This is a genomic window from Shewanella sp. Choline-02u-19 (genome assembly GCF_002836205.1).
GTDB lineage: Bacteria > Pseudomonadota > Gammaproteobacteria > Enterobacterales > Shewanellaceae > Shewanella.
The window spans coordinates 125,323-152,139 of the sequence record NZ_PJBE01000010.1; the positions used below are offsets into that span (position 1 = coordinate 125,323).

Here is a 26,817-nt window from a genome sequence, read left to right on the forward strand (position 1 = left end):
TTGTTGTCAACGTCAATAATACTCAAACTGTGCAGTGCTATGAAGTGGTTAACGACCCTAACGTAATATCCGGCTCTGGACGGTGCAACTTCAGCAGTACCTTTGTGCCAAATGAACTACGAGGCAAAGGTCTAGCGGAAAAATTAGTGCGCCATGGCCTTAGCTGGGCCAAATCACAAGGTTTACAGGTTGAAGCGAGCTGCTGGTATGTACAGAAGTTTTTAACCTCAACATAGAGCAGCTCAAATAGCATAAGTTTAGCCGCCGGTTAGCTTAGCTAATTGCTCACGGAGACTATCACTTAAAGCCACGCTTTTTTCTGCTGTATAATCGTAATGTACTACCGATGTTTTCGCTTCGACTGTTTTGTTACCGTTTTGCCAGCAGCTTTGCGTTAACTCAAAACTGCTATTGCCAATGCGGTTCACCCAGGTTTTCACTGTAACATCGCTAGCGAAGTAGGTCGGAGCATTAAAATTCACCGTAAAACCCGCAATGATCAGGTTCCACTTCGACAAGTCTTGAGTAGGATTGAATATCTTGAATATCGGCTCACGTGCCGCTTCAAACCACACTGGGAACACCGTGTTGTTGATATGGCCTAAGGCATCCGTTTCGCAAAAGCGTGGCTGTATGGTGAGGCTAAACTCGCTTTGTTCCACTCTATCCCTTCCTTATATTTATTATTAATAGGCAACAGCTGCCATTCTACCGATAAAACTGCCAATACGGTAAAACCAGTATTTTTATATCGGTACCAATGCAGCAACAAGGGTAAACACTTGTCCCGTAGCCCGTTAATAACGGATTAAACAGATACAAAAAAGGATGCCTTAGCATCCTTTTTCGTTAGTAAATGAGCGCCAATGCCAGCTTAACGGCCGTACATCGCGTTAATTTCTGTTGAGTATTTCTGGTAAATCATCTTACGGCGTAACTTCATGGTGGGCGTGATTAACCCCGCTTCCATTGAAAAAGCATCAGGCAGTAAGGTGAATTTTTTAATCTTCTCAAACCCTGCGAGTTCTGTCTGCAGAGTCTTTAGCCGCTCTTCAAAATGTTCCACCACATGTGAGTGGCGTAGCAGCTCCAGTGGCGACTCGTAATGTAATCCCTTCTCTTTTGCCCACACTTCAAGTGACTCAAAAGCAGGTACAATCAAGGCGGTCACATAGTTACGCGCATCAGCAACAATCGCAACTTGCTCGATGAACGGGCAGCATCCCACTTTACCTTCGACTCGCTGCGGTGCAATGTACTTACCGTTAGAGGTTTTCATTAGCTCTTTAATGCGGTCGGTAATAAACAGGTTACCTTGCGCATCAATATGGCCAGCATCGCCCGTTTTAAGCCAGCCATCTTCAAAGGTATCAGCCGTTTCCTGTGGGCGATTATAGTAACCGCGCATCACGGTATCGCTGCGCACTAGAATTTCGTTATCTTTACCCAGCTTAATTTCGGTCTCTGGCAATACCTGACCATTAGAACCCGTGACACGATTACTTAGAGTATTACAGGTTACCGTCGCGGTGGTTTCCGTCATGCCATAACCACATAACACAGGCACGTTGATACTGTGGAAAAAGCTGGCGACCTTAGTATCTAGGGCGGCACCACCAACAGGCATAAATTTCAGACGCCCGCCCAGCACTTGCTGCAACTTGCTATAAACCAGCTTGTTGGCTAAGCGCCACTGTAAACTCAATGCAAAAGAGCCTTTAGCACGACCTTGGCCAACTTCAAATTGGCGCTCTCCCACCGACATTGCCCAAGCAAACATCTTCTGTCGTGTGTTAGGGGCTTTACTGACTTTATCTTGTACGGCGCTATACACTTTCTCAAGGAAGCGCGGCACCACACACAAAGTATGCGGACGCACTGCAGTAATAGCCTCTTTTGCCGCCATTGGATTCTGCAAATAAACATTGTGGCCACCGCGAGAAAGCACGTAAAAGGTCCAGCCACGTTCAAACACATGGCTTAGCGGTAAAAATGCCAGTGAAGTATCACCCGTTTCAAAATTCATTTTGTTATCGTGCTGACGTACTGTCGACGCTATATTACGGTGATCTAGCATCACCCCTTTAGGTTCACCCGTGGTGCCCGAGGTATAGATAAGCGTTAGCAAATCATCAAGATTGGTATCAGCGAGCCGCTTATCAAGTTCAGCATCAGCCGCGTTATCAACTTCACCTTGCAGGAGATCATCTAAATAGAAGTGGTTATGTAGATCGGTCAGTGGCACGCTTTTATCAAATACCACAATACGTGACACCGAATCACACTGCGTAATTAAGTCACATGCCATGGCATATTGCTCTGCGTCACCAGCAAAAATAAGCTTAGCTTGTGCATCGTTAATGATGTAAGCAGCTTGTTCCAAAGTACTGGTCGGGTAGATAGGCACAACTACCGCTTTAGCCTTTAATAATCCTAAATCAGCACATGTCCACTGCGGACAATTTTGCGAAAGGATCACTGCGCGGTCTTGTGACTGAATACCAAATTGGATTAACACCCGTGCTATTTTAGAGGTGATAACATCAAAGTCGCCCCAGCTAACTTGGTGCCAAGGCGCCGCCATTTCAAATCCTTCGAGTGCTATCGCATCGCCAAGCGCATGACTCTGTTGCTGTATGAGACGTATAACGTGAAATGATTCGAGTGACATAAAATAACTACCTTTTAGCTTACAAGTGTTCCGCTTTATACTCAGTTTACTCGAAGTTCTCCGAAAAACTAAGAGCTTTTGCTCTATTTATGTTAAGTCAAACACAAAAAAAGCCTGCTTAAGGTGATGAACAGCGGTCTATTAACAAGATTTATTTTTAGCTAAGCCGCTCAATCAAAAACAGAAACAATCAAATAACAAATGTGTATGCGACTGTACAAAAAGTCTGCACCAGTCATTCCTTTTCCATTTCAAAAAGAACCACCCACTTTTAGTGAGGCAATAACGTATCATTACCTCAGTAAAAATAGCCAATCACCAGTCAATTCAAGGCGCATTGTGGTAATAATGGTTGTTCCCTTATAAACAAGTGGATCCGCTCAGGCGCTCCCGTTGAGTGGGCTTAAAAGTGATTTAAACTACGTTAAAGACCTTGGCAATAGACCCGCTATTGCACTGCGCTCTAAGCCTCGCTTAAACCACTTTCAATTTCCTCTGAAATCAAGCATCTTGAAGTCGAGCGGGTATCGATCCGCTAAATTGCAAAAAGGAATCAGCATCATGCATCACGGAATGTATTCACCACTACGAGCAAGAGTGTGTCCCACTCTCACGCGCCGTAAAAAAGTCGCTCTAGCGGTGGTTATTTGGGCTGCAATACTGTTGCCTACAGTGCACGCACAGCCACTGACACTCAGTGCACCCAAGGCGGTAAATACCACAGATAACAGTTGCTATGTTGATGGCCTGTCAGAACAAATGAACTGTGGTTCAATCAGTGTGCCTGAGGATCATGACCAACCTGAAGGTAAGCACATTCAGGTGTACTACGTCGTCATGCCAGCGATTAAGAGCAGCGGTAAAAGTGAAGCACTACTGGCCATTGCGGGCGGCCCAGGTCAATCGGCGATTGAGAATGCTAAAGGCTTCGACCAGATGTTGACTAAGGTACGTCAAACCCACGATGTCATTTTGATCGACCAGCGTGGTACTGGCCAATCAAACCCGCTGCAATGTGTTGGTGATGGTTTTGCAAGCCCGCTTGCCATTAACGAAAGTGACTTTGATGCCCGTGAAGAATCTCAAAAGTGTTTAGATGAACTTGATGCCGATGTCACCCAATACGATAGTTTATCAGCACTTAGAGACTTTGAAGCTGTAAGGCAACACCTAGGCTACCAAAAATTGCACTTGTACGGCGTATCCTACGGCACACGCATGGCGCAGCTGTATATGCGTCACTACCCTGAACATATAGCCACCGTCACCTTAGATGGTGTGGTACCAATGCAGCAAAGCGTATTAGCCATTGGCGATGCTATCGCCCGTGCTTTTGATCTGTTAATTCAAGATTGTAGCAATAACACCCTGTGCCACAACCAGTTTCCTCAGCTGGCAGCTGAACTCGATAAAATGGACTCTGAACTGGCACAAGCACCAAAAATCAGCATGATTGCCGATCCAAGAACGGGTGAAGCCACTCAACTCACAATGACCCGCAGTAAATTCAACGGTGCGCTGCGTATGGCACTGTACTCGCCGAGTGTTCGCGCACTGATCCCCCATGCTATTCACCAAGCGTCGCAAGGTAATTTTCAACCCATTACCGGACTTTATGCCATGTCGATGGACGGCGCGGGGATCGCTATGGGAATGCACGCATCTGTAGTCTGTGCCGAAGACTGGCAACGCTTAACACCCCAGCTACGCGCCAACATTTCTCAGCATTACTTCGGCCGAGAGATGCTAAAAACATTTGAGAAATCGTGTGCTGTGTGGAATATGCCTACGGTTGATAGCAGCTTTAGCCAAGCCATTGCCAGTGATATTCCAACGCTGATTTTATCTGGCAAACTCGATCCAGCCACCCCACCCAGTTGGGGCGAGATGGCGATGGAAAAACTCACCAATGCCAAACACTTTGTTGCGCCTTATGCCACTCACGGTGTTGCTTACCAGTCTTGTGGTAACAACCTGATTGCCGAGCTGGTAGAAAAGGGGGCTGTAGCGGATATTGATGGTGAATGCTTAAACAAAGATATTAGCCGTAATTTCTACCTCAATGCCAGTACCGTTGAAGCCATACCCAGCGATACAGACACCAAACAAGCAGAAACAGCCCTGAATCAGTAAGGAAGCACTCATGATACAAGTAACAAATTTATCAAAACGCATCGGAGATGTGCAGGCGCTGGATAATTTAAGTTTTTCAGCACTCGATGGTCAAATTACCGGACTGCTAGGCCCTAATGGCGCAGGCAAAACAACCTGTTTACGTACCGTATTTGGTTTACTTAAGCCCGATAACGGTTTTGCTGAAATAGACGGGATTAACATTGCAAAATCCCCGGTTGCTGCAAAGCAACAATTAGGACTATTTCCCGACCCTTTTGGGCTTTACGAACGTTTAACGCCACGTGAATACATCAGTTACTTCGCCGAGCTCAATGGCCTCTCACGCAGTGATGCAAAACTCGCCACCAGCAGTGTAATTGAAAAGCTACACCTAGCCGATATTGCCGACAGACAATGTAAGGGCTTTTCCCAAGGCCAGAGAATGAAAACCGCGCTGGCGCAAGCCATTGTCCACCAGCCAACCAATATCGTGCTCGATGAACCGACGCGTGGCCTCGATGTTATGAGCACACGGGTATTACGTGACATATTGCGCGATCTTAAAAACCAAGGTCACTGTGTACTGTTTTCGAGCCATGTAATGCAAGAGGTTGCCGCGCTTTGCGATCAAGTGATTGTGATGGCCGAAGGTAGAGTGGTTGCGGTTGGCAGCCCAGATGCACTCTGCCAACAAACGGGCAAAAGCTCACTCGAGGATGCCTTTATTCAGCTTATCGGTACCGATGAAGGGATTGCTGCATGATGGATTTGACACTCAATGCCTCTACAAAAGACGGTAACAAAGGGATGTGGAAATGAGTAATAAAATAATCACCATGGTTCGCAAAGAACTTATTGATGCCGCTCGCGATAAACGCTCAGTGATGGCCGGGCTCTACTACGCCGTCGGTGCGCCACTGTTGATGTGCGGTATGTTTTTTATGTTGATAGGACAACTCACCAGCCCTGAAGATCTGAATATCAAGATTAACAATCCTCAAGGTGCACCGGATCTGATTAAATACCTTTCAAGCAAAGGTATTACCCAAGGAGATGCAGACAAAAATAAGGATATTTTGCTGGTGATTAGCGATGATTACGCTAGCAATATGGCCAAAGGGATCAGCGCCGACGTCACCTTGATTGCCGACGCCTCAAATGAAAAACTGCAAAAGTCGATTCGCCGTCTTGAAAAGAGCCTACAGCAGTACAGTTCTGAAATGGGTAGCTTACGTTTGATTGCCCGCGGCATCGACCCAAGAGTCATGCAACCTATCAAGCTCAATGTGGAAGACCAAGCCACCCCAGATTCAAAAGCAGGCATGATTTTAGGCTTAGCCACTATGACGATGATCTACGCCGTGTTTATCTCAGGAATGAATCTCGCTATTGATACCAGTGCCGGCGAGCGCGAACGTAATTCGCTCGCGCTACTGCTGAGTCATCCGGTGTCCACCGGGCAAATTGTGATCTCTAAAATCATCACCGTCACCCTATTTGGAATGATTGGTCTGCTATTAACCTTAATCGTGTCTAAATTTGCCTACAGCTTTGTGCCTTGGCAAGAGCTTGGGTTTAGCGTCAGCGTTAATAGCAGCTTTATCGGTATGATGATGCTCGTCGGTTTACCGGTGGCAATAATGGCAGCCTGCTTACAGCTGTTTGTGTCGTTTATGGCTAAGAGCTTTAAAGAAGCTCAGTCGTACCTCACCATTGTATTGATGTTACCTATGATGCTCGCGATGGCAGCCAGCTATGATATCGCGCCAGACACCCTACAATGGCTACCAGTATCGGGCCAACTGCAAGCGTTAATTGAGTTCATTAAAGGTCGTGAATTACCGGGAATGCAGTTAGCGATTTCATCATTGATCACCCTCGCCATCTCAGCACTATTAGCATTTGGTATGCAAAAATCACTTAAAAGCGAAAAGATTGTCTTTGGTTTGTAGCCTCAGATAAAAGGATGCCTCTTAAACATCATCATTTAAGAGGCTCATTATCAGGAGAGATAAAATGGAATTTATAGATAATATTTTAGCCAGTGACAATTACTTTTTTATGGCCATGCTAGCGGTCGTGGTATTAGTGCTGTGGTTTCTACCCGCTATGTTGGCGCTAATTTTTAACCGTAAGCATTTCAAGCTCATCTTAATCGCTTGTATTCCTGCTGGGTTTTCAATGATTGCATGGGGTGGCGTGATGGTGTGGGCAACGACCGGTAAAGCCGTCGATAAGTATGCTAAGCGTGACAAAAAACAAGTATAAAAAGTGTTGAAGCAGCAGATTTTAAAAACAAATACCAAAACTACCCATCCATGGGTTTTGCATAAGTGTTCCAGACACAAAAAAGCCCGAGTCATACTCGGGCCTTTGCATTCAATAAAGCGAGTAGGTACTACTTTGCTTTAGGTCTAAAAGGCTTAATAACCGCTTCGTCACACTCTAAAAACGGACCATCCATCAGATCAATACAGTATGGAATAGCAGGGAATACTGCATCCAAACACTCACGAATTGATTTTGGCTTGCCTGGCAAGTTAACAATCAATGAGTCACCACGAAGGCCCGCAGTTTGACGAGACAAAATGGCCGTAGCAACGAACTTTAAAGATTCGGCACGCATCAACTCACCAAAGCCAGGCATCATGCGATCACATACTGCTTCTGTCGCTTCAGGCGTCACGTCGCGCTTTGCTGGACCCGTGCCGCCAGTGGTGACAATCAAACTGCAGTTCTGCACATCTGCCATATCAATTAGCGTGGCTTCAATCACATCAGTTTCGTCTGGGATCACCTTATAAACAGGCTCCCAATCTGATGTAAGGTATTCGTTTAGCACTTCAATAATCGCCTTACCAGAAAGATCTTCGTAGACACCAGCGCTAGCACGGTCACTTACCGTAACAATACCAATTTTTGCTTTGCTCATTGTTTTATCCTTTCACTTTAATCTATTCCGAGATCACTCGCGGCTAACAGCCATCGAATGTCAAAACTGTTGATGCCGTATAAAGTAGCATAAAGTTAACTAGCTAGATTTGATAAATATCCAATATATGCGGTAAACCAACTAAAAAAATACCAAGCCTAGAGTCTTCTTGCTAACCAATACTTTTGCTTCCAATAGCTATTGTTCAAACTAGAGATCATCACACCTTGGCTCGTCGAAGCATGTAAGAACTGATGGTTACCAATGTAGATACCTACATGGCGAGTGCTCCAGCCCGTTTTAAAAAAAACTAAATCGCCCTCTCTAAGCTGACTTTTACTCACACTTTGGCCGATGCCCCTTTGTTCATCAGTGGTTCGGGGCAAGGTTATGCCAAATTTATCTTGAAATCCTAGCGCCACAAACCCAGAGCAATCAATGCCACGTTTACTCATACCACCGAAACGATAAGGCGTGCCTTTCCATTCGCTATACAATTGCATTAATTGGATTTTTACTGCGGTAGCATTATCTAACGTTACCGTTACTTTTGAATTGTTTGTGCTGCTTATGTCGCGACTAGGTGCGCTGGAACAGGCATTTAATAATAAAATAAAGACTAAAACAAAAAGAACTTTCATATAAATCCATAGGGTATATACCCGTTCTACTTCAACCTGCTCATTGCTGCATTTCTAGGTTATTTCAGTCTAAATATACCGTCGGCAGAACGGTAAGCTTACCCAGTATGAGTATTTTAAATTAGTAAATCTTAAATTAATTAGCAAGTAAGCTTTCAATGCCAAATATTTAAACTATATATAAAGGGAGCGCTAGTTAAATTAAAGGAAGTTGTAATGGAAAAATATGTCATTAATAAATATAAACAGGGTGAATTTGAACAGTCAAAAACAGCTAATGAGGAGTCAACACTGCTGGAAAGTCAGTCATACACTGAAGAACTGGAGGATGAAACACCGAGTTATATCCTTGGTTATAATTAATCCTATACCGCTTCAATTATTAACGATTGAAGCGGTATTAACATAGCTGCTTATTTAAACAATTACGCTGCAGCATACCCCTCATAGATTAAGTCATCCTTAAAATATTATCCGCATACCTAGATGGAAAAAAACACTTAATGTTTATGTCATACTCATCAATATATATTAACGAGTAATGAAACTACTCCAGATTCTTTTTAAATCGAAGTGAAGCGATAATTAGCCCTATAACCGTAAAGATAGCTAACCAACTCACATCATAAGACATGTCAATAATGTCCACATCTCGTAATATTACCCCACGTACTAAGCGCATAAAATGCGTTGCTGGTAATGCCTCAGCAATATACTGCGCCTCAATTGGCATGCCTTCGTAAGGGAACATAAAGCCAGATAACAAAATAGAAGGTAATAATACAAATATGGTCATCTGCATTGATTGAAGCTGGTTCTTTGCTATCGTAGAAATGACTAACCCCAATGTTAAACTTGCCATAATAAACAAGAGTGTAGCGCCAAAAAGCTGCGCTAAGCTACCATTGATAGGCACATTGAACAGGCTGTAACCTATCCCTAAAATAATCGTAACTTGCAGTATTCCGATAAACATATAAGGGATGATTTTGCCTAGCATTAACTCCATTGAACGAATGGGAGTGGTAATGAGCATCTCTAAGTTGCCCCGTTCTCGTTCGCGCACGATTGCCGCAGAGGTAAACATGATCATGGTCATGGTTAGGATTACGCCGACCAAACCCGGAACAATATTAACCACGGTGCGCTGCTCTGGGTTATAAAACAGCGCCACCTCAAACGTCGGCGTTGAACGATTACTCGGCAAGCGCAACAATTCAGTTAACGGCATATTGCGTAACCCTTTAATTGCCGCTGCGATCATCGTATCTGAGCCATCTACAATCCATTGTGCAACAGGGCGACTTGTCTCCTCATCAGTCGAGGGTGGACTCCCTAAGCCAACAGCCTGATGGCGTACCAACCGCTGATCCACATCTTTGGGGATCACTAACACGGCTCTCACTTCTCCCCTAGCGATGGCGGCATTAGCAGATTCAATATCGTAGAAATGTTGGGTAAACTTCACCACTTGAGTCGCCCGCACAGTCTGTACCAACACTCGACTCAATGCTGTTTGGCTTTGATCGATGACACCAACGGGTATATCTCGAATATTGGTATTGATAGCAAAACCAAATAGCATTAATTGAATAAGCGGGATCATTATCACCATACCAAAGGTCATTCTATCGCGCTTTAGCTGGATTAACTCTTTACTGACAATGGCTTGGATCCGATACAGTGCTTTCATTGTCTCCCCTTACCAGTACAGGTAACAAACACATCTTCCAGGCTTGGCCTCACGATATGTAACTGCTGTTTATCCAGTGATTCATGCTGTGCCAAAAATGCGATAGGATCAATGCAACGGTCGCTCACCAATACCCGTAAACGTGAACCTAATTGCGCAGCGGTGATCACCTCTGGTAACGCGGTAAGTTGCTGTTTAAGTTGACGCAAGTTATTGGATTCAACCTCAACGACATGTGCCCCCATGTCACGCATAAGTTCATCAGGAGAGCCGTCAGCACGCTTTATCCCCGTTTCCAATATTGCCAATTTGTGGCATCGTTCCGCTTCATCCATATAATGGGTCGAGACAATAATACTGGTGCCTTGATCACTTAAATCGAATAGCTTTTCCCAGAAGTCTCGTCGATTTTCAGGGTCAACGGCTGATGTTGGCTCATCTAGAAATAGTAATTCAGGTTTATGTATGGTTGCAGCTGCAAGCCCTAAGCGCTGCTTCTGGCCACCGCTCATGCTGCCTGCTAACTGACCCGCGCGTTGGTCGAGCCCATAGGTACTTAGCAACTCATTAATTCGAGAACGCTGCTCATGGCGGGATAAACCATATATTTTGGCAATGAATTGCAGATTCTCTTTTACGGTTAAATCATCGTACAAAGAGAATTTTTGCGTCATATAACCCATTTTCAAACGCAACTTTTCAGCATCTCTAGGCAGTGTTAGCCCGAGTACCTCAACCTCTCCAGAAGTGGGTAACAAGAGTCCCGTCAGCATGCGAATTGCAGTAGTTTTCCCACATCCATTCGGGCCTAAAAAGCCATATATCTGCCCTCTTTCAACCTCAAAATTAAGGTTTTGAATTGCCTTTAAGCTACCAAAGTGACGACATAACTGCGTTGCCCGAATCACAGTGTCACTCATGGCAGCTCCACTTGTGCTGGCACTCCGCTGGGTAAAGAGGCGGCACTATCGGGTAGCTGTACCTCAGCAAGGTACATTAGCCTCGCTCGTTCCTCTTGGTTTAGCGCGTAATAGGGCGTAAATGCCGGTTCATTTGAGATCCAGCGAACGTGCCCCATGATAGGCTTATCGACTCCATCAACATGCACCAGCATATTATCGTTAATCTTCACTTTCACCCGGTAAGGCTCAGGTATATAAACCCTGGCAAAAGGTGCTTTGCCCGCAAGTAATATGGCGAGGGGGCTACCTTGCGTCACACGCTCACCCAAATTCCACGGTAAATTATCTAAAATGCCGTCTCGTGTCGCGCGAATCGTTAAATCTGCTAACTGCTTTTTCTCTCCTGCTAACACCGCTTTGGCGGCGTCGAGGTTAGCCTTGGCAAACCGAATGTCTTCTTCTCTGGTGCCGGAGGTTAATTCTCGTAATTGCTCTTGGGTATTTTCTAGATTAGCGATACCAGAATCGCGACTCGCAAGGGCGCGGTCAAGATTTGCCTTGCTGGCTAAGTTGTTTTTTACCATGGTCTGCATACGGCGGTAATTGGCTTCACTTTCGAGTAGCGTAGCCTTTGCGCCTGCAACATTCGCGCTGGCAGCGGCTATCTCCTCTTCACGGGCGCCTTTTCGTAATTTATCGTAGTTAGCAACCGCTTGATCAACATCAGCTAGCGCCTTTAACACCTGTGATTGTTGAAAGGTATCATCTAATTGAACTAGCACTTCACCTTTGCTAACCATACTCCCTTGTGCGACAGGAAGGCTGACAACAACTTCATTAATGGTCGCGGTATGGGCGATCCGTTCTCGCTCTAAGCTCCCCAATGCGACATGTTTTGCGCCGCTATCACAAGCTGTGAGAGTAAAGAATACGAATATAAAAATGAGTATGCGCACATTAACCGTCCTTATTGCATTGCACTTGCTAAAGCTCAAATTATCAAGGTATTAACGTATGCTTCAAAGCACTAATCTGCAAGTAAAAGTCGAATATACTCATCAAGTTTGTACCGTATCGTTAGCCGAGATTAAGGCTTTTAAATACAGAGAACATGAAAATTAAAAAAAATACTGAATCAATCTTCAATGCAGTATTTCCGTTTTGACGTTATGGATGAAGCGATGCTAGCTAATCATTGGACTTGCTTAGTCCTTAGCTCCTAACTGCAATGTTTGGCTAATCTCACTCCAAGGCACCCACTTAAAATTTTGATTCTGGTCCGGCATTCGATTACGGCCATCTTGCACCACCATCATGCCTTGTGACCAAACCCCACTCCCAACCGCACTTGAGGTCACATCGAGTCCATCAGTTTCGGCGCTGCCGTCATAACCCTTACTTGCATTAATGCCAATTCGAAAGCGATCAACATAGGCATAAGGTGCGGTGCTGTTGTACAGCAAATAGCTATCATTGCCTTGGCTAGATACCACTAAATAGCCCGTTTCACTGTCAGCTTGATAAAGTGATATTCCCTCGATATCGGCCACCAGCGGCCCGCCCACTTTAATGATCATCTTGCCGCTTAAGTTTGCTGACTTATCATCAAGATTAAAGGCCCATATACCCGCATTTTCTTCACCGAGGAATAACTGTTTGTTAGCATCATCGGCGACACAACCCTCCGGTTGGCTGGGGACACTGAACTGCCGTACTTGCGTCGCTTTAAGATGATTATCTTGCCATTTTAGTTCGATTTGACTGACTAACCCTGACTTCTCATTGGCAAAAACATATAGCTCATCTTCACTGGGTTGATACAAACACAGGCCATAAATATCGCTCAGCGTGGTCGCTTGTTCCGGTAGCTGCGTAAGCACACCATACTCATCGACATTAAAGATACTCAAGCTATTGCGATCACGATTGCTGGCAACGGCGATATCGCGGTACTCGCCGCCCAATAACACCCTTTGCCTAATGTCGATATTGTTGACCCGCCCCGCACCAATGGCCTGCTGTTGCTCACCTTGCATAGAAAAGCTCAACAACCCCCAACGTTTATTAGTCCCCAGTACACGGCTTTTTTCTGGTGTGGTTGGGTGAATCCATATCGCGGGGTCGTCCATGGTATCGCCCGCTCTATCAGAAATATCACTTTCTACTGCCGTTGGGATCTCTTTTATCAGCTCGTTTGAGGCCAGCACGACTTTGGTCGGTGGTTGCCATGGCGCTTGATAGAACTGAGCGTCGTCGTCCGAATAAGCCCAAAGCTGCTTATCAGTCACGTACAGACTTTCGAGTGTTTGCAGCCCTTTGAAAGGCGCTGCGACTTTATCGCCCTTAGCATCAAAAATGTGCCCGCTTTCATCCATCATCATGATCTGGCCCGCGTTAATGACTAAACCAGATAAGTCGTTATCGGGCATAGAGATAGCAAGCGCAGATTCTGCCGCCACATACGGCGCTGCAGGATAACGCCATAAACCTTGATGATTATCGAGTACATATAACTGCTCATTATCATCGACGGCGCATTTCAACGCGCCCATTGATACCGATAAACTACGTACTAATTGTGGTTGCCATTGTCCATCAGACGACAGTAACCACTGCTCCGCATGCCCTGCATCATCCCCTAACCACGCATAAAGATTCTTATCCGCTTGGCGTGGTTGCAAGCATAGCCACTCGACTTGAAATGAGCGTTTTGGCAGCAGTGACAAACGTTGAGTATTGCTTAGGCTCAAATTAATCCCTTGCACTTGATCTATCTCAGTGTCGTAAGTGAGTGCGATATCTTTATGCACTGCCAAATATTCAAACTGACCCGGTACAATGACTTTTAATAGCTGCTTATCTTCAATTACTAACCCTAGGCGCTCACTGGCAAATAGTGCTCGCTGATCCCACATCGCCATCTCACTTGCCGCGATAGGTCCCTGTAAAGCCGTTCTGACTTGCTGCGCTACGGGATTGGCCATCGCGGTTCCGAGCTGACAACTAAAAAGAGTGGCTGCTACTGTCGTTATTATGTTTTTGGTGTTAATCATGTGAACCTCTAACCTTAAAAGTTGATGAACTGGATACCTAGCTGGAATGTACGGCCATACTCTTCGTATTGGGCGTTATAACGGCTCTCTCGGGTATAGGCATAGAAAGGTTCATCGGTAATGTTTATCGCTTTAAAATAGACAGTGATCTCTTCTGTGATAAAGCTTTTGGCAACAAAATCCCACTGGGTATGTGCATCTTGGTAGATATCAAAATCGGCATCATCCAACTCTGTGACCTCAACCAAATATTCAGACTTATAGGCTGCAGAAAGGCGCACACTCACATAGGGATTTTCATATCCAAAAGACGCGTTTGCGGTAAGTTCTGACTGACTCGGTAATGGAATGTCGCGTCCCTGTTCACCATCATCTTGCCAACTGATATGCGCAGTTGAATCACTCAAGGTTAGATTGCTGGTAAAGATAAGGCCGCGCCAGCCTTCAGGCATAAACCCAAACTCCTGCACATAAGCCAGCTCTAGCCCTAAAATATCCGCTTCGTCACCATTAACAAAGGTCTCTGCTTTATCAAAATTTTGGTATTTACCATAGCCAGCTAAATCTGCTTCATAGATAAAATTGGTAATATCTTTGTAAAAGCCACCAGCAGAGATAACCCCGAGGCCGCCCATGTAGTACTCAATACTGAAATCCCAGTTAATGGCTTCTAATGCTTCTAGATCCGGGTTACCAAAGCTCGCTTCTAACTCATCGTCATCTTGCTCAATTAAGTAACCGGGTGCCAATTGACCAAATGTAGGACGTACAATCGTGTTAGTCCATGATGCACGCACTACCGTTTTATCACTCCACTTATAGTTAAGGTGGAAGCCAGGTAGCCAATGCTGATAATCACGGTCGGTGTTATTGGCAAAGAAATCATCTTTACTTTCATCAAAGCCAGAGCCTTGCGACTGCACAGCTGTGTGTTCAAAGCGCACACCCGCTAGTAGGCGGAGACTATCGATATCAATATGGCCCATAAGGTAAGCAGCGGTAATATCTTCGTCGATATTAAAGTCATTAATCCGCGATTCAATCTCATCTTTTGCAACGGTATCATTCATGCTATTAACCAAATCCCAAATGGGATCAGCAGCAATAGAGGGCCCAAATCGACCGAGATTATAATTAGGTTCTGCAGCTGAAAACTGACTCATAGCCAACTGTTCATCGCTAATACCTTGCTCGTCGAAATCCTCATAGATCCAAATATCTTCACGGTTTTCTTTAGCGCGAGCACTGTACTTTGCACCAAACTTTAGCGCTACCGGCCTTTCTGCCACCCGCCATGTTTTACTTAAATCAAACTTAGTTGATGTGATGGTATCGACGGTGTTGGATTCTGCTATTTCGACTTTATCTAACTGGTACTCATCAGCGCTGTAGAATCCTTCAGATGCTGAGATTATTGGAACTGTGGGATCTTGGTAAGCAACATCATCGAATTCGCCTTCAAAGTCAGCCCCCCCTATATAACGTGGCTTATCCGCTTGTGCTCGGCTCCAACTCGTCTGGTAGTTAAGTGTCCATGTGTCGAACCTAGACTCACCCCCAAGCACGATTGAAATGATCGACTGATCTTCTTCTCGTGATTTCAACGAACGGGTCGCTTCTGCAGTATTAGGACTGTCCGGTAAGGTGCCATCATCCCATTTTATCTCGTTAGCATTACGGGTTTCGGTATCGACAAAGCCACTATACAACGTGCGTAAAAACAGGTCATTGTCATCATTGGGTCTGAAATCAAGGTTAGCGCCAAGCCCAACTCGCTCGCGATTGATTTGATAATCTCGCTGCTCAACCTCTTCTAACACTGCCGGGTCATCAAAGCTCCAGTTGCCACCGGTTTCAACATTATCAGAGCCAAAGTCGCGGTTATACCAACTCGCAGCAATGGCAACGCCGAGGTTTTCTTGAAAAATGTCGCTATAACTGCCCGCAAGTTTAGGATTAACACTTTCGGTCATCTCATCAAAACTGCCTTCAGCACTCACATTAAAGTAGGTATCGTCACGGTCAAAAGCCGATAGGCTTTTCACTTCAATGGCACCACCGAGAGAGTCGGCGTCCATATCAGGCGTTAGGGTTTTAGTTACCTCAACAGATTGCAACAAGTCAGATGGCACCACATCCAGCGCCACCGCGCGGCGGTCACTGTCTGGTGATGGTAAGCGCGTGCCATTCATCGATACCGCATTATAATCTGGTGCCATTCCGCGGATGCGAACAAAGCGGCCTTCACCCTGATCGCGCTCAATAGAGACGCCAGGAACTCGCTGTAAAGCCTCGCTAATATTGGTGTCGGGAAAGTTACCCAGCGCATCCGCACTCAATACGCTGACTAAGTTGTCAGCCGCTCGCTGGCGGTTTAAAGACTTACTCAATGCACCTCGTTGGCCAACAACTTGAATATGCTCTACTCCCTGACCTTTCAGCTCAATTTGCTTATTGATCAGGCTAACTTCACCCACTTGGATCTGCGACCGGTAAGTGGTTCCTCCCAAATACTCCACGACTAAAGTGTATTGTCCCTTGGGTACCTCTTGGAAAAAAAAGCGACCATCACGACTCGACTCCTGCTTGAGGTTTAGCTCTTCAATACTGATGAGCGCTCCCTCCAGTGGCATTTTTGTCGCTTCATCTGTAATCGCACCTTCGACTTTTCCAGCCCATGAGGTTGATGGAAAAGCTAAGCTGGCGGCAAAAAGTGCAAGGTAGAGCGGTGATAGCGAACCGAGCTGCTTCATGTGGTTAAATTCCTATTTTAGTTTGCGTTATATGGGTTATTTGCAGGCAAATCTAAAATAGACTGATGACAATTGCGTGACGTCGATATTTGAATAGGGCAAAAAGGAGGATTTTTGAACGACTTTACCGGCAACTGAGCTTATTTGACTGCTAATTACAGTCGCGAACCTCGAGTAGGAGGCAAGTAATAAAACAAGAACATTGTACTTAAACCGCTGTATCTAAATGAAATACATTCAAACTAGTACATCTACAGTTGCCTACGAGTAGTCGCCATATTAAAAAAGTTCCCCCAGTGCTGAACATCCATTGAGCCAATTTGACGACTAAAAGGATCATAAAGTCGTCATGAAATAGCAGTACGTTAAACGCAATACTCAGCTCACGAACATACACAGCATGCATAAATTTGTTACCTCAAAGTTTACTCTAGGCATCCTCTTGCTTAGCGGCATATTGCTCAGCCTCTGTCTGTTACAGGCCGATACCAAAGTTAGCGGTAGTATTGATTGGCTTGATGTCGCGACAGAGGGTGCTTTGCTGCTGCTTGGGTTAAGTTGGCTTGCACTAGTGTTGCAAGCTCGTCCGGGAGGCAAAGTCACTCAACTGCTAATCTTCGGTTTACTAGGTTATAGCTTGGGCTGTTATATGGATCTGCTCGATGAGTTTTTTATTAACCACAGTCTGCCCTTTTGGTTCGCCTTTCTTGAAAAGCTACCAACCCCTATCGGCTTGCTTACACTAACGGGTGGCTTATGGCTGTGGCGCGAAGAACAGATCACCATTAATGAGCAGCTACGCACTCGAGAGCAGTTTTTTCGTCAGCACAAACTCGTAGATAGGGTGACTAAGATCTATGATGCTCGCGCAATACGTCACCAAATAGTACTCAACCGCAATAACGCAATAAGCTTGATCATGATTGATATCGACAATTTTTCTGAGATTAATCAACGCGACGGCTTCCACCAAGGTGATAAGTTACTCGCCAATATTGCCCAAATGCTCACTTGCCAACTGCGCTCCCAAGACCTCGTCTGCCGATTTGCTGGCGACCGTTTCATTATTTTACTACCTCACTGTTCAGCATCCTTCTCACAAGCGATGGCAGCAGAGCTGCAACTAGCAATCGCTCGGTTTGGTTGCCAAGCCAGTAGTGCCTATGTTCACTATGATCCACACACAGAGTCAGCCGCTGCCGATGCAGAGAACTTGATCAGTCAGATAAATAGAGAGATGGAACGCGTCAAACAAGCAAGATCTTGGCCTAAGGCGGTCTAGATGCAGTCCATTGCCTACGCTCAAGATAAATGTATTGATAGCCAACTGCTGATCACCAGTATCGTGGCGATATTTGAATATCGACAGCTCGATGTAAACCGCTTACTCAAAGGAACAGGTATTTTCAGGCAAGATTTACAACTCATCGACCACAAGATTAGCCCCTTGCAACTCATGAGCTTAATCGACAATGCACTCGCCCTATGGCCAGGCGATGACTTGGCATTTTTACTCGGGCAGCAATGGTTACCGGTGCAAAGCGGTTCACTCACCAATGGGCTTTTTTGCTGCGATGGCCTAGCGCAAATGCAGAACTTTTGGCATCAATATCATTGGGCTAGTCAACCATGGCTGCAAGGGTGGCATTGGCGCACTGAAAACTTACAACACCTGCTACTGCAATTGGATATTGGTGCTCAGCGGCAACAGCGTTTTTTTATTGAATTGACGCTTTCAAGTTTAGTATCAACCTATAAAAAGCTGAGCCATAACACATGGCAAGGCCACTTTTCACTGCCTTATACAGCGCCTAAGTTATTAGATCAATACTACAAATATTTGGGTGAAGACTTGTCATTTAATCAACCTATCTGCGTGATTAGCTACGACCCAGACATACACCAACATCCATTCGAACTGGCAAACTCACAAGGGCTTAAACTCGCCCGCCAACAAGTTAAACAGCAGAAGCAAGCAGCCCATTATCGAATAGGACTTCCCGCAGCCATCCGTTTATTGCTCATAAGGCGAAAAACTCGATCATACACACTGCCACAGATAGCGGAACAATTAAGCCTCAGCCCAGCCACGTTAAAGCGCCGACTCAAAGCGTATGACATTCGTTTTCAACAACTGCAAGATCAGGCCAATATGCAACAAGCTATCTTCCTACTCGCAATTTCTGGTGAGAATAATTTAACCGTTGCCAAGCAACTACAATTTGCCGACGGCAATAACTTTAGACGTTCATTTAAACGCTGGACAGGGCAACTCCCCAGCCAGTTCAAGTATTGGCTAAGCCAAGTTAGCCAGCCCTAACAAATAGCGAAACTCACCTAAACCATTAAGACTTGATGCAGCACTTATTAGAGGGGCGCTATGACGCGCTGCAAACTTAACCTTTTAGTGACTTAGGTATACGACTATAATAAGGGAGAAATGCACAACAGTTAGGCATGAATGAATAATAATCTAGAGATTGTCACCCGTCTGCGTGAGCGCATTCCAACGTTCGAATGTGTGCCAGGTTGTCACGATTGTTGTGGACCGGTAACGACGTCTTCGGAAGAGATGTCGTGTCTGCCAGTGAAAACAGATGCTGAACATGACGCCGCATTAGAAGAGTGGAACTGCGTACATTTGGGCCCTAAAGGTTGCAAAGTTTACAAGCAACGACCGTTGATCTGCAGAGTGTTTGGCACAACATCGAATATGCCCTGCCCGAATGGTCGTAAACCAGAAGAGATGCTTGATACTGAAACAGAGGCTCAGGTCCATCACTACATTGCGAATACACGCCAAGTATTGGTGTAAGTGATCGCGCCCGTTATTATACTCCTCCTTTCAATATTCGCTGCATTAGCGCTCTAACTCACCGATATATATCACAGAGTGTAGCGCTAAAGTCACTTAGCTGGGCAATAACGGGGATTAAAGCATAGTCGACACCAGACTAGACCAAATACCATCCCCCTCAATGATGGCTCACCCACTAAGATAAACCAATCGAAAAGCACAACTTCATTAACGAAAGATAACGTTCAACATCAAGTTGATGAGACATAAGATGAAAGTGAAAGCCCATCAGATCCACCTGCGGCTTACCCGCTAGTGTGGGTATATCTCTAATCATGGCAATAGCCGTATCAAGCTCGCAGGCATCAATACCAAAAGGGCTTGGCTTACCGCCCATTGTTAGCCGCGTTTCAGCGATCCCTTCCTTTCCTAATAAATAGCTCAATCAATAACCGCGACATAGAAACACTTAAAACAACAAGTGTAAATAATTATCACTACAGTTTAATGTTTTGATGGAAATAACTTACACCCAGACAAATAACCATGCAAAATACTGATTTACATAGATATAAAATGTAAAGAATCATAATAAAAAATCAAAAACCTAGTTCATATAAACAAATAACTTGACCCCCACCGCCAAATGAGAACAATTAGCGTCCTCATTTGTGTTTAAGGGGGAGTACAATGCCATTCTCCAATGCGCTGAAATCAAAGCTTGCGAAACAAGATATTATCTATGGGATCTTAAACTCAGTCCCCTCTCCTGTTATTTGTGAAATGTTTGCTTATGCGGGTTTTGATTTTGCGGTTATCGATACCGAACACGTACTTATTTCGGATGAGACACTGGCACATTGCATTCGTGCAGCAGACTGCTCTGGACTGACTCTTTTGGTGAGAGTTCCTGATGATGATCCACTAACTATCGCTAAAGTCTTAGATGCTGGCGCAGCGGGCATTGTGGTATCACGAGTGTCGAGCCTAGAGATGGCTAAAAATGCCATTAAAGCCAGTAAATACCCACCCATTGGCACACGTGGGATCACGGGTGGCCGTAATACGGGTTTCGGTACGCTAGCGTTACAAAACTATATCGACCAGGCCAACGATGAAACCTTAGTCTGCCTTATGATCGAAGACGCAGCCGGTATGGCATCACTACCTGAAATCGTAGCTTTAGATCATGTCGATATGATTCTGGAGAGCGCATTAGATCTGAGCCTATCGCTGGGCTATGGCACTCAAGTGAATCACCCCGCCGTTCAAGCACAAATTCATAAAATGGCGCAAATTTGCCGTGACAATAATATCGCTTTCTGCGCAATTCCAAGAACACCTGAACAGCAAGTTAGCTGGCATCAAAAAGGCACTCAGGCATTTTTGCTAGGCGAAGATCGGGGAATGATTTTTAAACATTTTAAACAACAGCTCGAAGCACTTAAAAATACCAAATAAATCGTAGGGACACATATGTTAAACCGCAACAAAATATTCAACTTGAGCACGATTGCAGTGGCGATTTCAAGCAGTTTTTACTGCTCAGCAGTCTTTGCTGAAACACCTAAAACAGAGCAAAAACCAGAAATCATTATCGTCACGGGTAGTTTACTTGGTGACTCTGAAGTCGCGGATCTAAAAACGTATACCGGTAACCGCTCTATTATTACTTCTGAGCAATTAGAACGCACAGCGGTGAGATCAATTGATACTGCATTACAGCAAGTACCAGGACTAAAAGTTAAAGATGAAAGTGGCACTGGTGTGCTACCCAATATTTCAGTGCGTGGCTTAGATAGCAGCCGTAGCGGCTATGCACAGATCTTACTCGATGGCATTCCAATGACGCTCGCTCCCTACGGTCATACAGGCCAATCGCTGTTCCCTGCCACCCTATTTATGATTGATAGAATCGATGTGGCTCGCGGTGGCGCTTCTATTCAATATGGCCCTAATAATGTCGGTGGCGTTATTAACCTAGTCTCAAAACCTATCTCAACCGATTGGGAAACGAGCCTCAATGAACGCATTACATTTTTTGGTGATAGCCGCAATTTGTATGATACCAATATCAGCACCGGTGGAGCCGTTAATGATGACTTCTCTATGCGCTTGGATGGCAACTTTATCAAAGGCGAGTCTTTTAGAGATCACTCCGATACTGACGTTACCAACGTAATGCTAAAAACAGTGTGGAATATCGATGAACAGAACAGCCTTGATGCCACACTGCAATACTACGATGCCTTCTCAGAGCTTCCCGGCGCGCTAAACTCAGCGGCTTATGATGCGGATCGTAGCCAATCGCTGCGGCCTAATGATGAATTTGAAGCCGACACTAAGCGAGTCTCTCTTAACTATAATCATGTGCTTGATGACTCTAAAACCATTGACTACGGTGAGCTAGATTTAACCGTATTTGGCAATAAAAGTAAGCGTAACTTCCAGTGGGATTTTTATAACAAAAATAGTGATACTGACGGTAACTTAGGTTCACATTGGGCTGATACCACCCAAGAAGCAACGCATTTGCGTAACTCACCGCGTGAATTTGCAGTTTTTGGTATTGAACCTAAGGCTAGCTTGCTGCTCGATGGCGATATTTCTCAGCACATTATTGCTGGCGTTCGTTATGTAAACGAAGACATTAGCTATCAGTTGAATCAAATCGACAAGTCGACTCAAGTTGCTGTTCGCCCCCGAGACTGGCAGATGGACACCAATGCCATGGCCTATTACATCAGCGACAAAATAGGCTTCCTTGACGATAGATTATCGGTGACACCGGGGATCCGCTTTGAAGATGTACGCATGACGTTTACTAACGTGGGCCAAGACTATAGCCAAGACAACCATGTGCAAGAATGGCTTCCGGGTATCACCGTTGGCTATGAGTTTACTGATAGTTGGTTTGGTTATGCTAATGCGCAGCGTTCATTGCGCACACCACAAATCTCTCAACTTTGGCCAAAAGGGCAAACATTGGAGTCAGAGTTATCGTGGAACTATGAGGCAGGTGTTCGCTTTACTCCAACTGAGCGCAGCAACTTGAATTTAGCGGTCTATCGTATCGACTTTAAAAACAAAGCCGAGTACAGCAGAGATATCAGCATGTTCGTCAATATCGGTAAAACTCAAAACCAAGGTGTTGAGCTAGAGGGCACATACTCGCCAATGTCTTTGCCGGACCTGACGTTAACCGGTGCATATAACTACTTGGATACCGAACAACTCGAGGGGCAATATGCAGGCAACCAACTACCTTTCGCTTCAAAGCATCAACTTTCAGCCAGTGCTCTCTATAGCATCAAGGATATAGATTTAGGATTGTTGGCATTCTACTACAGCGAATCATTTGCAGATCTAGCCAATAGCGTTGACGAAAATATCTCTGGCACCGCGGGTGAAATACCTGAATATACCGTGGTTAACTTCAATATTGGTACTGAGCTTTTTAAGCAAAATAATAGTGGTTTAAAGCTAGGTTTATCAGTCAACAACCTATTTGATAATGAGTACTTCTTCCGAGGATTAGATGTATCACCGGCAGGAAAAGTCCCCGCGCCAGGTCGCTCATTTAGTCTAGACATTGGCTATACTTTCTAAACTGGTTTTAATGCACTAGCTAAAAAGGCCTCCAATTTACATTGGAGGCCTTTCTTATCTAATCTAATATATTTACGGGTTAAACTGCTTGCCCAGCAGCCACTCCAGAACTCCAAGCCCATTGGAAGTTAAACCCGCCTAGCCAACCACTTACATCAATGACTTCACCAATAAAGTACAGACCAGAAACATTTTTAGCTTCCATCGACTTTGATGACAGTTCGTCAGTGTCTACGCCGCCTAAGGTCACCTCTGCCGTACGATAACCCTCTGTGCCATTCATGACTATGCTCCAAGCTTCTAAATCAACAGCGAGCTGTTCTCGCTCAGCATGGACTAATTGGTTAAGGGCTTTATTAAGCAGTGCTTCGTCAAATAATGCCTCGACTAAACGCTTTGGTAGCCACAATGCCAACGCATTACGCAAACTTTGCTTAGGGCTATTATCGACCAATTGCTCAATCTCAGATCTGGCATCTTTACCAGGTAGCAAATTAATACTAATCGCCTCTCCAGGATTCCAATAATTGGAGATCTGTAAAATAGCTGGGCCAGATAAGCCGCGATGGGTGAAGAGTAATGCTTCACTAAATTGGGTACCGTCTTTGGCAGTAATAGTGGTGGGTACCGCAATGCCCGATAGTGGCTCGAAGCGTTGTTTCTGGTCGCTATGCCAGGTAAAAGGGACTAACCCTGCGTGGGTCGGTAACACTTTTAGCCCAAACTGTTCGGCGACGTGGTATCCATAAGGCGATGCACCCAGTTTAGGCATCGACAAGCCGCCTGTGGCAATGACCAGTGACTGACAAGTGTACTGTGCTTTATCGGTGTGCACTTCAAACAGACCATCAGCATTTTTAGTCACTTGGCGAATTTCAGTGCGCAGCTTTACAGCAGCGCCGGCCCACTCACACTCAGTAAGCAGCATACTAACAATCTCTTTGGCAGAGTCATCGCAAAAAAGCTGACCATGATCGCGCTCGTGGTATTCAATACCATGGCGCTCAACCAACTCGATAAAGTCACTTGAGCGGTAGCGTGCCAGTGCCGATTTTACAAAATGGCTGTTACTACAGAGAAAATTTGCCGGTTCGACTTTTTGATTGGTGAAGTTACAACGGCCACCACCGCTGATAAGAATTTTCTTACCCGCTTGTTTGGCATTATCGAGTACGAGCACATCGCGGCCACGGTAACCTGCGGTTGCAGCGCACATAAGTCCTGCAGCCCCAGCTCCGATAATAATGACGTCGATATGTTCCACTCAATAACTCCTAGAAAGACTTCGCCTATTGATAAATATTAGGCACAAAAAAGGGCGCTATTTTAGCACCCTTCTCTCACGATATACCATCACCGAATGTCAGCACTCATATGGCGAGTCACTGACAGACTTTAATCGTCCGATGTTTCGGACTTTTTCTCACGACCTAACAGCTCTTTAGCTGCATCATGAGGTGATTTCCCTTTATACAATACTTGGTAAACCTGCTCAGTGATCGGCATTTCAACACCTAAACGTTTTGCGAGCGTGTAAACTTCTTTAGTATTGCGGTAACCTTCAACAACTTGACCAATCTCTACTTGCGCGGCTTCGACATCACAGCCTTTACCAAGCGCTAAACCGAAACGACGATTACGAGATTGATTGTCGGTGCAGGTCAACACTAAATCGCCTAAACCTGCCATCCCCATAAAGGTTGATGCTTGCGCACCCATAGCTTCACCGAGACGTGTTAATTCAACTAAACCACGGGTAATTAATGCGGTACGCGCATTTGCACCAAAGCCGATACCATCTGATAGTCCTGCACCAATCGCGATAACATTCTTAACCGCACCGCCCAATTGGAGGCCGATAAAGTCATCGTTAGCATAAACGCGTAAACGTTTAGGGCTATGCAACAATTCAACTAAATCATTAGTAAATTGCGGATCTGTACCTGCAATAGATATTGCTGTAGGCATTCCTGCAGCAAGCTCTTTAGCAAAAGTAGGACCCGATAACACCGCGAGTGGGAAATTATCACCGAGTACTTCACGCGCCACATCTTGTATCAACCGACCAGTTTCAGGCTCAAGGCCTTTGGTCGCCCATACAATACGTGCTTCTTTACGTAAAAACGGCTTAGCTTGCGCTAACACGTCCCCAAAAACATGACTAGGTACAACAACTAATACGTTGTTGGAAGCAGCAAGTGCTGTTGCTAAATCAGATTCTGGAATAAGAAGATCGGGAAGCGCAATACCGGGTAAGAACGCTTGATTACACTTGTCGTTCTTCAGGTTTTCGATGTGCTTAGGGTCATGCCCCCAAAGCAGGGTTCTGTGGCCATTATTCGCTAAAGAAATGGCAAGGGCGGTGCCATAAGAGCCCGCCCCCAGTACCGTAATATCGGCAGTATTTTCCATGCGATTAAGCGTTTGCTTCTTCTGCAGGCGCATCAGCGGCAGCAGCTTGACGCTGTTGAACGTACTGAGCGAATAGCGCGTCAAAGTTAACTGGAGCAAGGTTTAGTTGTGGGAAAGTACCACGGCTAACTAGGCTACCAATTGCTTCACGAGCATATGGGAAAAGAACGTTAGGGCAATATGCACCTAAAGAGTGAGCAAGTTGCTGCTCAGTAAGACCCGTAATTGCGAAGATACCAGCTTGCTGAACTTCACAAAGAAACGCAGTTTCTTCGCCGTTCTTAGCTGTAACCGTTAGAGAAAGAACAACTTCATATACATCGTCAGACAATTTGTTGCTACGAGTATCAAGGTCTAGCTTAACTTCTGGCGTCCACTCTTTCTGGAAAACAGCTGGGCTGTTTGGTGTTTCAAAAGAGATATCTTTTGTGTAAACACGTTGAATGTTAAATTGTGGACCTTGCTCTTGTTCTTTGTTTGCTACTTCAGCCATGATTTCCTACCTTAAAAATGTTAATGAGGCTACTTCAAAAGAGCCAGTCTCAGGGTTTTGCCTTTATGGGTAATAACCCAATTGGCTGTCCCAGTATTTGATTTATTTAGTCAACAGACGCTTTTTGGAGGGTATTCCCTCAATTCAATGCCGGTAACCATTAATGTTAAGCCGTGACACTTTAATCAATTACTTAACAATAATGCAATGGCTACACCGACACTTCTATCTTTTGCTTTTTGAAACAGGCAAATTACTTGACTGCCATTCACCCATACCACCTTTCAAATTATTCACGTTTTCAAACCCGTGCTTAACCATCAGTTGGGCCGCTTGAGACGAAGTCATGCCAGCGTTGCATACCATTATTATGGGACTGGCTTTTGAGTTTTCAAGGGTACCAAGCTGATTATTTTTAATCTCAGCTAATGGAACATTAATTGCGCCAACAATATGGCCCTTCTTAAATTCCTCTTTACCGCGTACATCAACAACTGTTGCTTCTTGCTTGTTCATCAACAAAGTGGCTTCTTGGTGATTCACATTTTTAACTTTTGATACGCTAGACTTAAATACCATCACGATAAGTCCGACGAATAAACCCACCCACGCCAAACTTAACATCGGGTTTGCTTTAAAAAATTCCATATATTCTTGCATGCTTTACTGCCTACTTTTAATTGGCCCAAATATAATGAGGGCACAGAGTATACCATTGCGATGACAGAATACAGAATGTTAGTCAC

At 45.0% G+C, this 26,817-nt stretch carries 25 protein-coding genes; 11 read left to right on the forward strand and 14 right to left on the reverse strand.

Features of this window, described 5'->3' with window-relative positions; all coding sequences use genetic code 11:
- Positions 1–29: 29 nt before the first annotated feature.
- On the forward strand, positions 30–236 hold the full coding sequence (locus tag CXF83_RS00755) for a GNAT family N-acetyltransferase (RefSeq protein ID WP_232774996.1): 207 nt from the start codon (positions 30–32) through the stop codon (positions 234–236).
- Between the two features lie 21 nt (positions 237–257).
- On the opposite strand, the gene CXF83_RS00760 is transcribed toward CXF83_RS00755, so the two are convergent.
- Positions 258–662 (reverse strand): acyl-CoA thioesterase, encoded by a 405-nt coding sequence (locus CXF83_RS00760; RefSeq protein ID WP_101091983.1) that lies wholly within the window; start codon positions 660–662, stop codon positions 258–260.
- 212 nt (positions 663–874) lie between these two features.
- Positions 875–2,671, reverse strand: coding sequence for an AMP-dependent synthetase/ligase (locus CXF83_RS00765; protein WP_101091984.1), 1,797 nt, complete (start codon positions 2,669–2,671; stop codon positions 875–877).
- Positions 2,672–3,232: 561 nt separating this feature from the next.
- Between CXF83_RS00765 and CXF83_RS00770 the strand changes: the two genes are divergently transcribed.
- From CXF83_RS00770 to CXF83_RS00785, 4 genes are all read left to right on the forward strand, one after another.
- Positions 3,233–4,804, forward strand: a complete 1,572-nt coding sequence (locus tag CXF83_RS00770) for an alpha/beta hydrolase (RefSeq protein ID WP_101092016.1) — start codon at positions 3,233–3,235, stop codon at positions 4,802–4,804.
- Between the two features lie 10 nt (positions 4,805–4,814).
- The gene (locus CXF83_RS00775; RefSeq protein ID WP_101091985.1) at positions 4,815–5,549 is read left to right on the forward strand and encodes an ABC transporter ATP-binding protein; all 735 of its coding nucleotides are present in this window, start codon (positions 4,815–4,817) and stop codon (positions 5,547–5,549) included.
- 52 nt (positions 5,550–5,601) lie between these two features.
- Complete coding sequence (locus tag CXF83_RS00780) at positions 5,602–6,738, forward strand: ABC transporter permease (RefSeq protein ID WP_101091986.1); 1,137 nt, start codon at positions 5,602–5,604, stop codon at positions 6,736–6,738.
- Positions 6,739–6,802: 64 nt separating this feature from the next.
- Positions 6,803–7,054, forward strand: a complete 252-nt coding sequence (locus CXF83_RS00785) for a superinfection immunity protein (RefSeq protein ID WP_101091987.1) — start codon at positions 6,803–6,805, stop codon at positions 7,052–7,054.
- 130 nt (positions 7,055–7,184) lie between these two features.
- Here CXF83_RS00785 and mog read toward each other — a convergent pair whose 3' ends face one another.
- On the reverse strand, positions 7,185–7,718 hold the full coding sequence (gene mog, locus CXF83_RS00790; RefSeq protein ID WP_101091988.1) for a molybdopterin adenylyltransferase: 534 nt from the start codon (positions 7,716–7,718) through the stop codon (positions 7,185–7,187).
- A gap of 158 nt (positions 7,719–7,876) precedes the next feature.
- On the reverse strand, positions 7,877–8,359 hold the full coding sequence (locus tag CXF83_RS00795; protein WP_101091989.1) for an NlpC/P60 family protein: 483 nt from the start codon (positions 8,357–8,359) through the stop codon (positions 7,877–7,879).
- Positions 8,360–8,575: 216 nt separating this feature from the next.
- Here CXF83_RS00795 and CXF83_RS22425 point away from each other — a divergent pair, with 216 nt between their 5' ends.
- Positions 8,576–8,722 (forward strand): hypothetical protein, encoded by a 147-nt coding sequence (locus CXF83_RS22425; RefSeq protein ID WP_157822927.1) that lies wholly within the window; start codon positions 8,576–8,578, stop codon positions 8,720–8,722.
- A gap of 184 nt (positions 8,723–8,906) precedes the next feature.
- On the opposite strand, the gene CXF83_RS00800 is transcribed toward CXF83_RS22425, so the two are convergent.
- From CXF83_RS00800 to CXF83_RS00820, 5 genes are all read right to left on the reverse strand, one after another.
- Positions 8,907–10,052, reverse strand: a complete 1,146-nt coding sequence (locus CXF83_RS00800) for an ABC transporter permease (protein ID WP_101091990.1) — start codon at positions 10,050–10,052, stop codon at positions 8,907–8,909.
- Positions 10,049–10,972 (reverse strand): ABC transporter ATP-binding protein, encoded by a 924-nt coding sequence (locus tag CXF83_RS00805; RefSeq protein ID WP_101091991.1) that lies wholly within the window; start codon positions 10,970–10,972, stop codon positions 10,049–10,051. Before CXF83_RS00805 ends, CXF83_RS00800 begins: the two co-directional genes overlap by 4 nt.
- Complete coding sequence (locus CXF83_RS00810) at positions 10,969–11,910, reverse strand: HlyD family secretion protein (protein ID WP_101091992.1); 942 nt, start codon at positions 11,908–11,910, stop codon at positions 10,969–10,971. The genes CXF83_RS00805 and CXF83_RS00810 overlap by 4 nt, the downstream gene beginning before the upstream one ends.
- A gap of 249 nt (positions 11,911–12,159) precedes the next feature.
- Complete coding sequence (locus CXF83_RS00815; protein ID WP_101091993.1) at positions 12,160–14,007, reverse strand: phytase; 1,848 nt, start codon at positions 14,005–14,007, stop codon at positions 12,160–12,162.
- Between the two features lie 14 nt (positions 14,008–14,021).
- Complete coding sequence (locus CXF83_RS00820; RefSeq protein ID WP_101091994.1) at positions 14,022–16,760, reverse strand: TonB-dependent receptor; 2,739 nt, start codon at positions 16,758–16,760, stop codon at positions 14,022–14,024.
- 400 nt (positions 16,761–17,160) lie between these two features.
- Between CXF83_RS00820 and CXF83_RS00825 the strand changes: the two genes are divergently transcribed.
- From CXF83_RS00825 to CXF83_RS00835, 3 genes are all read left to right on the forward strand, one after another.
- Complete coding sequence (locus CXF83_RS00825; RefSeq protein ID WP_101091995.1) at positions 17,161–18,042, forward strand: diguanylate cyclase domain-containing protein; 882 nt, start codon at positions 17,161–17,163, stop codon at positions 18,040–18,042.
- A complete protein-coding gene (locus CXF83_RS00830) occupies positions 18,043–19,080 on the forward strand; it encodes an AraC family transcriptional regulator (RefSeq protein ID WP_101091996.1) in 1,038 nt (345 codons plus the stop codon). It abuts the gene before it with no gap.
- 141 nt (positions 19,081–19,221) lie between these two features.
- Positions 19,222–19,575, forward strand: coding sequence for a YkgJ family cysteine cluster protein (locus CXF83_RS00835; RefSeq protein ID WP_101091997.1), 354 nt, complete (start codon positions 19,222–19,224; stop codon positions 19,573–19,575).
- Positions 19,576–19,753: 178 nt separating this feature from the next.
- On the opposite strand, the gene CXF83_RS00840 is transcribed toward CXF83_RS00835, so the two are convergent.
- Positions 19,754–20,002, reverse strand: a complete 249-nt coding sequence (locus CXF83_RS00840) for a hypothetical protein (RefSeq protein ID WP_145992383.1) — start codon at positions 20,000–20,002, stop codon at positions 19,754–19,756.
- 245 nt (positions 20,003–20,247) lie between these two features.
- Here CXF83_RS00840 and CXF83_RS00845 point away from each other — a divergent pair, with 245 nt between their 5' ends.
- Positions 20,248–21,018: an HpcH/HpaI aldolase family protein gene (locus CXF83_RS00845; RefSeq protein ID WP_101091999.1), complete on the forward strand. Its 771-nt coding sequence runs from the start codon at positions 20,248–20,250 to the stop codon at positions 21,016–21,018.
- 15 nt (positions 21,019–21,033) lie between these two features.
- Positions 21,034–23,166 carry a TonB-dependent receptor family protein gene (locus CXF83_RS00850; protein ID WP_101092000.1) on the forward strand — a complete coding sequence of 711 codons (2,133 nt, stop codon included), beginning with the start codon at positions 21,034–21,036 and terminating at the stop codon, positions 23,164–23,166.
- Positions 23,167–23,245: 79 nt separating this feature from the next.
- Here the strand turns inward: CXF83_RS00850 and CXF83_RS00855 are convergent, their stop codons facing one another.
- From CXF83_RS00855 to CXF83_RS00870, 4 genes are all read right to left on the reverse strand, one after another.
- On the reverse strand, positions 23,246–24,430 hold the full coding sequence (locus CXF83_RS00855; protein WP_101092001.1) for an NAD(P)/FAD-dependent oxidoreductase: 1,185 nt from the start codon (positions 24,428–24,430) through the stop codon (positions 23,246–23,248).
- Between the two features lie 131 nt (positions 24,431–24,561).
- A complete protein-coding gene (gpsA, locus tag CXF83_RS00860; protein WP_101092002.1) occupies positions 24,562–25,578 on the reverse strand; it encodes an NAD(P)H-dependent glycerol-3-phosphate dehydrogenase in 1,017 nt (338 codons plus the stop codon).
- A gap of 4 nt (positions 25,579–25,582) precedes the next feature.
- Positions 25,583–26,071, reverse strand: a complete 489-nt coding sequence (gene secB / locus CXF83_RS00865) for a protein-export chaperone SecB (protein ID WP_101092003.1) — start codon at positions 26,069–26,071, stop codon at positions 25,583–25,585.
- Between the two features lie 225 nt (positions 26,072–26,296).
- The gene (locus CXF83_RS00870) at positions 26,297–26,731 is read right to left on the reverse strand and encodes a rhodanese-like domain-containing protein (protein ID WP_101092004.1); all 435 of its coding nucleotides are present in this window, start codon (positions 26,729–26,731) and stop codon (positions 26,297–26,299) included.
- Between the last annotated feature and the right edge of the window lie 86 nt (positions 26,732–26,817).